This is a genomic window from Globicatella sulfidifaciens DSM 15739 (assembly GCF_900167405.1).
Taxonomy (GTDB): domain Bacteria; phylum Bacillota; class Bacilli; order Lactobacillales; family Aerococcaceae; genus Globicatella; species Globicatella sulfidifaciens.
Genome location: NZ_FUWO01000003.1, coordinates 156281 through 163316 on the forward strand (window position 1 = coordinate 156281; position 7036 = coordinate 163316).

A 7036-nucleotide genomic window follows, 5' to 3' on the forward strand; every position below is an offset into this window, starting at 1 on the left:
GTTAGGAGGGATAAGCGATGGGAATCATACGACAAATGCCCGATCAATTAGCTAATCAAATCGCTGCGGGTGAAGTTGTCGAAAGACCAGCATCCGTCGTGAAAGAATTAGTTGAAAATGCCATTGATGCTAGAAGTACTAAAATATTGATTGAATTAAAAGAAGCTGGTATTCAACTTATTAGAATTAGTGATGATGGAATTGGAATGGAACAATCAGACTTACTCATGTCGGTCTTACCGCATGCGACTAGTAAAATATATGATGTCCACGACTTATTCCAAATACAGTCTTTAGGTTTTCGTGGTGAGGCGCTTGCTAGTATTGCGTCTGTCAGTAAAATGACTATTGAATCAACCTTTAATCAAATGACCGCCGCTCCGGCTAATCAAGGCTATTTTATCAAAGTTCATGGCTCGGAAATCGTTGAAGAAGGGGTCACCGCACCACGTCCGGGTAGCGTCATGACTGTTGAAAGTTTATTTTATAATACACCGGCCCGTTTAAAACATTTGAGTAGTTTAAAAACTGAAATTCGTCATATTTTAAATTTTGTGCAACAAATTGCTTTAGCATACCCGATGATTCGCTTTACTTTAATAAATGATGGCAGTCAAATCTTTAGTTCTTATGGAACGGGTGATTTAAGACAGGCGATTGCGAATGTGTATCAACCCTCGATCGCGCGTCAACTCATTCCCATAGAAGCAGAAGATGAAGACTTTATTATTAGTGGTTATGTATCGCCGCCCCAATTAACGCGGACGTCTAAGTATTATATTCATTGGTTAATCAATGGACGCGTTATTCAAAGTTATCCCTTAACCCAAATGTTATTAAAAGCATATGGGCGACAATTAATGATTGGCCGTTACCCAATAGCGATTATCAATATTGAATTGGATCCTCAATTAGTCGATGTTAATGTGCATCCTACCAAGCAAACAGTTCGCTTAAGTAAGGAGTCCGAGTTAGGTGCTTTATTAACCCGAGCTGTCAATAAAGTTCTTGAAGAGATTAACCCAGTACCGCAATTACAAGTAGAAGATGTTCCAGGGTTTAAAACAACACGAACGAAAGAGAAAATTCAGTATGAAGATTTGCCTTTTGATTTAACCGCTCGACCAACAGATAAAGATTCTCAATTGGATTCAAATCTGACGGTAGAACCATCACAATCAAATCATGATGAAAATAACGAAAGATATGGTAAAATTGATGAGTCAACAGAACACTACGATAATGAGCGAAATGAACATCATAATCCTATTGAAAAACCAGAAACATCCGTTACTAATTCAGAGGATATTCGTGATATGTCGTCTATGGCAGATATTGACCCATCTTCACATGAGTTAACCAATCATCAGGCATCGTTATCAGCTAGTAATAATTCAGATTTTAAGGCTAATCAATCAGCGTTAACACCGACTTGGGATACCCAAAAGGTTCCTTTTTATGATTTAAGATATGTCGGTCAAATTCATGGTACCTATTTAATTGCTGAAAGCGAAGAGGGATTTTATTTAATTGATCAACATGCGGCGCAAGAAAAAATACGCTATGAACGATTGATGAAAAACGAACCAACTGAATTTGATCAACAACATTTATTATTACCTTTTGTTTTTCATTTTTCACCAGCGGAATCAGCAGTAGTAGAGTCATTACTTGAACGTTTTGAGGCATTAGGGTTAAGCTTATCTTCATTCGGCCCCAATACTTATCAATTAGAAAGTTATCCAAATTGGTTAAATGAAGATCAAGTAGAAAAGACCGTTCATGATTTAGTCACTTTATTAGATGAAGAACCTAATTTAACGGTAAATCAATTATTAGAAAAATCGATTATTATGCAAAGTTGTCGCGGCGCGATTAAAGCTAATCATTACTTGAGCGAAATCCAAGCACAAGCTTTAATTCGTGAGATGGCTGACTTAGAAGATCCATATCATTGTCCTCACGGTAGACCGGTTTTTGTTGAATTTAATCAAACGACACTAGAAAAATTATTTAAGCGCATTATGGATGTTCATGAGAGTGGCCATCGGGCTTAGAGGAGGAAATAAAATGGCAAAAAAAGAATTTGAAGACAAATTAAATGAATTAACAGAGTTACAATATAAAGTGACACAAGAAAATGCAACTGAAAGACCTTTTACGGGTGAATACGATGATTTTTACGAAAAAGGGATTTATGTGGACATCGTCAGTGGGAAACCCTTATTCTCAAGTACTGATAAGTATGATGCGGGATGTGGTTGGCCATCATTTTCACGTCCAATTCAAGAAGCGATGTTAACAGAGCATGTTGACAATACTTTAGCACGTACCCGTACAGAAGTGAGAAGTTCAAGTGCTGATTCGCATTTAGGTCATGTTTTTGAAGATGGCCCTCAAGAATTAGGTGGTTTACGTTACTGTATTAATTCCGCAGCATTACGTTTTGTGCCATTAGCTGAAATGGAAGCACAAGGTTATGCTGACTATATTCAATATGTGGAGTAGAGTGAAATGTATGAATATTTAGTTGGGAAGCTGACGCACATTGCTCCCACTTATTTAGTGCTTGAAGTCAATCAAATTGGATACCGTGTCCTAGCACCAAATCCGTTTAAATATGCTTCAAAACGAGATCAAGAGATAAAAATTTATGTGGAACAAGTGGTTAGAGAAGATGCCCATACCTTATATGGTTTTAATGATCAAGAGGAAAAAGCTTTATTTTTAACGTTAAATAAAGTTTCAGGAATTGGTCCTAAAAGTGCCTTATCAATTTTAGCAGCAGACGATCATCAAGGTTTAGTCCAAGCGATTGAATCAGGGGACAGTAATTATTTAACAAAGTTTCCAGGAGTCGGTAAAAAAACGGCCCAACAAATTATTTTAGACCTTAAAGGCAAATTGGGTGATTTATTGGATCATAGTGAGCCTACACCAACAGCAACCGAAACGATGGTGGCAGGTACCCATACGCAATTAATGACCGAAGTAACCGAAGCATTAGCTGGTTTAGGTTATTCTCAACGCGAAATTAAACGCATTGAAAAACCATTAGCACAAGCACAATGTCAAACGACACAAGAAGCGTTAAGTTTAGCATTTAAATTATTATTAAATAAATAGAAAGGGAGCGCCTGTATGGAAGAAGAACGCTTAGTCTCTGGCGAAAAATTAGCCGAAGACAGTCAAAATTTTAGTTTACGACCTCAATATTTACATGAGTATATTGGGCAATCACAATTAAAAGAAGAATTGGCTATTTATATTCAAGCGGCCAAACAACGTCAAGAAGCCTTAGACCATGTCCTCCTTTATGGGCCTCCTGGATTAGGTAAAACAACGATGGCAATGGTGATTGCTAATGAATTGAATGTTGGTATTAAAACCACCAGTGGTCCTGCTATCGAACGTCCGGGGGATTTATTAGCGTTATTAAATGAATTAAATCCTGGTGATGTCTTATTTATTGATGAAATTCATCGGATGCCGCGTTTAATTGAAGAAGTCCTTTATTCAGCAATGGAAGACTATTATGTCGATATAATAATTGGTCAAGGGACAACGGCTCACCCAGTGCATTTTGAGTTGCCACCTTTTACTTTAATTGGTGCGACCACTCGTGCGGGGATGTTAACTCAGCCTTTACGTGATCGTTTTGGGATTATTGCCCATATGCGTTATTATGAAACGGATGAACTTAATTTAATCGTTAATCGTAATGCCGAGGTTTTTAATACCAAAATAGCACCGGACGGTGCCTTAGAAATTGCCCTAAGAAGTCGTGGCACACCACGTATTGCCAATCGTATTTTAAAACGAGTACGAGACTTTGCGCAAGTTGAAGGGGACGGTCGCATTACCAAAGAGCTAACGCAAAGAGCTTTAAAAGTCTTAGCCATCGATGATAAAGGCCTTGACCCGATTGACCGTAAATTATTGAGAACTTTAATCGAAGAATATAATGGTGGCCCTGTCGGAATTGGGACGCTCGCCATCAATATTAGTGAAGACAGTGAAACAGTGGAAGACATGTATGAACCTTTCTTATTACAAAATGGTTTTATTAGACGTACTCCAAGAGGTCGTGTCGCAACGGAGTTAGCTTATACTCATTTAGGCTATCCATATTTACTAGAAAAAGAGGATTATTAATTAATGTTAACTACAAAAGATTTTGACTATGAATTACCAGAAGAATTAATCGCTCAAACCCCCTTGAATGATCGGAGTTCTTCAAGATTATTAGTATTAGACCGTGAAACAGATGAACTAACAGACACTCATTTTACTGAGATTATTGATTATTTAAATCCAGGTGATGCTTTAGTTGTTAATGAAACACGCGTTATACCGGCTCGTATCTTTGGTGTAAAACCGGATACTGGTGGGCATTTAGAAGTATTATTATTGAATAATACCGAAGGGAATCATTGGGAATGTTTAATTAAACCGGCTAGAAGAGCGAAAGTGGGGACCGAAATTCATTTTGGCGACAATGCACAATTAAAAGCGACGGTCACCAAAGAATTAACCCATGGTGGTCGCATGATTGAATTTCATTATGAAGGAGTTTTTCTAGAATTATTAGAAACTCTAGGTCAAATGCCCTTACCCCCGTATATAAAAGAACGCTTAGATGATCCTGATCGTTATCAAACAGTTTATGCCAAAGAAAATGGTTCAGCCGCTGCACCAACAGCAGGGCTTCACTTTACTCCGGATTTACTTGAGAAAGTAAAAGCTAAGGGAATTGAAATTATTCCATTGGTCTTACATGTTGGATTAGGAACCTTTCGTCCGGTTACAACCGATAAAATAGAAGAACATGAAATGCATGCTGAATACTATATGCTAAGCGAAGATTCAGCGGCTAAAATTCGTCAAGTACAAGCAAATGGTGGCAAAATTACCGCCGTCGGAACGACGAGTGTTAGAACCTTAGAAACGATTGCCTCGGAACATAATGGCGAAATCGTCGCAAGTTCTGGCTGGACTTCCATTTTTATCTCACCAGGTTATCAATTTAAAGTGGTGGACCATTTAATCACGAATTTCCACTTACCACAATCAACTTTAGTGATGTTAGTGAGTGCTTTTTATGATCGTGAAAAAATCTTAAAAGCCTACGAACATGCGGTAGCTGAGAAATATCGTTTCTTTAGTTTTGGCGACGCAATGTTTATTAAATAAGAGAATATAAAAAATAAGCTTTTTAACTGGATTCAAACTCTAAGAGTAGAATTTAGCTAGAAAGCTTTTTTGTTGGGAGTAGACCAGAAGTCGAAAATTGAATAATTTTCGCTTTGTCTGTCCACCCCCGCACAGTTTGAGGCCACTAAACCACTGCGCTTTTAATGAATAAGCACTAATTTGACTGAATTTTTCAAATTTATGTTCAATTTCATTAAGACGCAGTTTGAGGCCACTCAACCACTGCGCTTTGAATTAAATAGATATGTCTGAACAGAATTTAAAAAGTTTTTGCCCAACCTCTTTAAATCATGAAGTAGACTATTGCAACATAGTGGGCCACAGAAGCTAAAATAATAAAGAAATGCCAAATCATATGGAAATATGGTTTTTTCTTAGCATAGAAGAGTGCGCCAATAGTATATAACACTCCACCTAAGACCATTAAACCTAAAAACATAGGAGTCGTATGTTTAATGACATCAGGTAGGATAAAGACTACTAGCCATCCCATCAATAAATATAAGAAAAGGGAAAATTTTTCATTAACTTTTTTAGCAAATATTTTATACAAAATACCAAAAATGGTGATTCCCCATTGTAGGACAATGATAGCAATACCTAACCAACCCCCAATTAAGGAAAGGGCGACAGGTGTATAACTACCGGCTATCGCAATAAAAATCATACTGTGGTCGATGATGCGCATAACATACTTATGAGGTGAACCATAACTCATAGAATGATAAATGGTTGAAGCTAAAAACATTAAAAATAAACTGATTGTAAAAATAGACATCCCCACGATGGCCATGACGTCATAATGTACATAAGCATAAATCGCGGTTATCGGTAAGAGGATTAACATGGCTAGAGCCGCTACACCATGCGAAACACTATTACCAATTTCTTCACCAAATGATAGTTGAATACTGGGTTTAAATCGTGTCATGTTCATTATTTTTTTCTCCTTTATAGTCTGTAATAAGAGCTTGTGTTTGATAATATAAGATGACTGTTTGACAAGCTGATTGAATAATAGCTGGGACTTCCATTTCATTGTCTTGATCTTTAGCTAAACATTTGACAAAACTATTATATAATGTTTCCGAATCATAATCTTCACTCAACATCTTCAGTGTTTGACTGATATGTTGAATAGGAAATACATTTTTAAGGAAGGTTATCGCAATCAGTCTAGCGACTTGGCTTTTACGGTATTTTTTTTTAATTGGCTTTTCAATATGATGATGTTTGACATAATTATTAATCATTGAAGCTGTTAATCCTTTTTCTTCCGACAATGTGGGTTCTACTATCAAATCATTGATTAAAATTAAAACTTGGTCTAAATATAAATCTAAATCAGGCAATTGATGCCAATACGGTAACTTTATCATATAAAATTGCCACCTCCTTACACCTAGTCTTTATAACTAGATTGTAAAGTTGTCATAATCCAAAGTCAAGTAAAGAGTATCAACTACTCCCTGTTAAAACAGAGAGTTTGTCCTAAACATAGTGGTTGTACAAATGATGTCATATCTCCAACCGTTTAAAGACACTAAGGGATGGTTGACTGGCACCCCATCAATAAGCAGTCTGTAGACACTTACTGAATATTGTTTTATGTTTAATAATTTTGTATTGGCACAACTTTTTCAAACCGCGGGTTTTTCTCACTCGACAGATATCGGTGACCCAATTCTTTAATATTGATAGCTGCCACACGGTCATCATTTGATTGATACCCACAATTCTGACAAGTAAACAAGTGCTTATCTTGTTGTCTATTAGCTTTATCAATTGATTCGCATTTTGGACAACGTTGGGACGTAAATTG

The 7036-nt window shown here is 36.8% G+C and carries 8 protein-coding genes; 5 read left to right on the forward strand and 3 right to left on the reverse strand.

Annotated features, from left to right (window positions below; all coding sequences use genetic code 11):
- The first annotated feature begins 17 nt into the window (after nt 1–17).
- Genes mutL through queA form a run of 5 tightly spaced genes read left to right on the forward strand, consistent with a single transcriptional unit; the run spans nt 18 to nt 5193 of the window.
- Nucleotides 18–2057 carry a DNA mismatch repair endonuclease MutL gene (gene mutL, locus B5D12_RS02815; protein WP_078755396.1) on the forward strand — a complete coding sequence of 680 codons (2040 nt, stop codon included), beginning with the start codon at nt 18–20 and terminating at the stop codon, nt 2055–2057.
- A 13-nt stretch (nt 2058–2070) separates the two neighbouring features.
- On the forward strand, nt 2071–2508 hold the full coding sequence (gene msrB / locus B5D12_RS02820; RefSeq protein ID WP_078755397.1) for a peptide-methionine (R)-S-oxide reductase MsrB: 438 nt from the start codon (nt 2071–2073) through the stop codon (nt 2506–2508).
- 6 nt (nt 2509–2514) lie between these two features.
- Nucleotides 2515–3126: a Holliday junction branch migration protein RuvA gene (ruvA, locus tag B5D12_RS02825; RefSeq protein WP_078755398.1), complete on the forward strand. Its 612-nt coding sequence runs from the start codon at nt 2515–2517 to the stop codon at nt 3124–3126.
- 15 nt (nt 3127–3141) lie between these two features.
- Nucleotides 3142–4155 carry a Holliday junction branch migration DNA helicase RuvB gene (gene ruvB / locus B5D12_RS02830; protein WP_078755399.1) on the forward strand — a complete coding sequence of 338 codons (1014 nt, stop codon included), beginning with the start codon at nt 3142–3144 and terminating at the stop codon, nt 4153–4155.
- A gap of 3 nt (nt 4156–4158) precedes the next feature.
- On the forward strand, nt 4159–5193 hold the full coding sequence (gene queA, locus B5D12_RS02835; protein WP_078755400.1) for a tRNA preQ1(34) S-adenosylmethionine ribosyltransferase-isomerase QueA: 1035 nt from the start codon (nt 4159–4161) through the stop codon (nt 5191–5193).
- A gap of 304 nt (nt 5194–5497) precedes the next feature.
- On the opposite strand, the gene trhA is transcribed toward queA, so the two are convergent.
- From trhA to B5D12_RS02850, 3 genes are all read right to left on the reverse strand, one after another.
- Nucleotides 5498–6151, reverse strand: a complete 654-nt coding sequence (gene trhA / locus B5D12_RS02840) for a PAQR family membrane homeostasis protein TrhA (RefSeq protein WP_078755401.1) — start codon at nt 6149–6151, stop codon at nt 5498–5500.
- Complete coding sequence (locus B5D12_RS02845) at nt 6132–6593, reverse strand: DUF1836 domain-containing protein (protein ID WP_078755402.1); 462 nt, start codon at nt 6591–6593, stop codon at nt 6132–6134. The genes trhA and B5D12_RS02845 overlap by 20 nt, the downstream gene beginning before the upstream one ends.
- Nucleotides 6594–6826: 233 nt before the next feature.
- The coding region (locus B5D12_RS02850) for a zinc ribbon domain-containing protein (RefSeq protein ID WP_143412026.1) at nt 6827–7036 on the reverse strand (210 nt) is incomplete at its 5' end.

Coding starts and splice junctions, on each gene's coding strand:
- ruvA (WP_078755398.1), top strand. CDS start 2,515: ATGTATGAATATTTAGTTGGGAAGCTGACGCACATTGCTCCCACTTAT.
- mutL (WP_078755396.1), top strand. CDS start 18: ATGGGAATCATACGACAAATGCCCGATCAATTAGCTAATCAAATCGCT.
- B5D12_RS02845 (WP_078755402.1), bottom strand. CDS start 6,593: ATGATAAAGTTACCGTATTGGCATCAATTGCCTGATTTAGATTTATAT.
- ruvB (WP_078755399.1), top strand. CDS start 3,142: ATGGAAGAAGAACGCTTAGTCTCTGGCGAAAAATTAGCCGAAGACAGT.
- queA (WP_078755400.1), top strand. CDS start 4,159: ATGTTAACTACAAAAGATTTTGACTATGAATTACCAGAAGAATTAATC.
- msrB (WP_078755397.1), top strand. CDS start 2,071: ATGGCAAAAAAAGAATTTGAAGACAAATTAAATGAATTAACAGAGTTA.
- trhA (WP_078755401.1), bottom strand. CDS start 6,151: ATGAACATGACACGATTTAAACCCAGTATTCAACTATCATTTGGTGAA.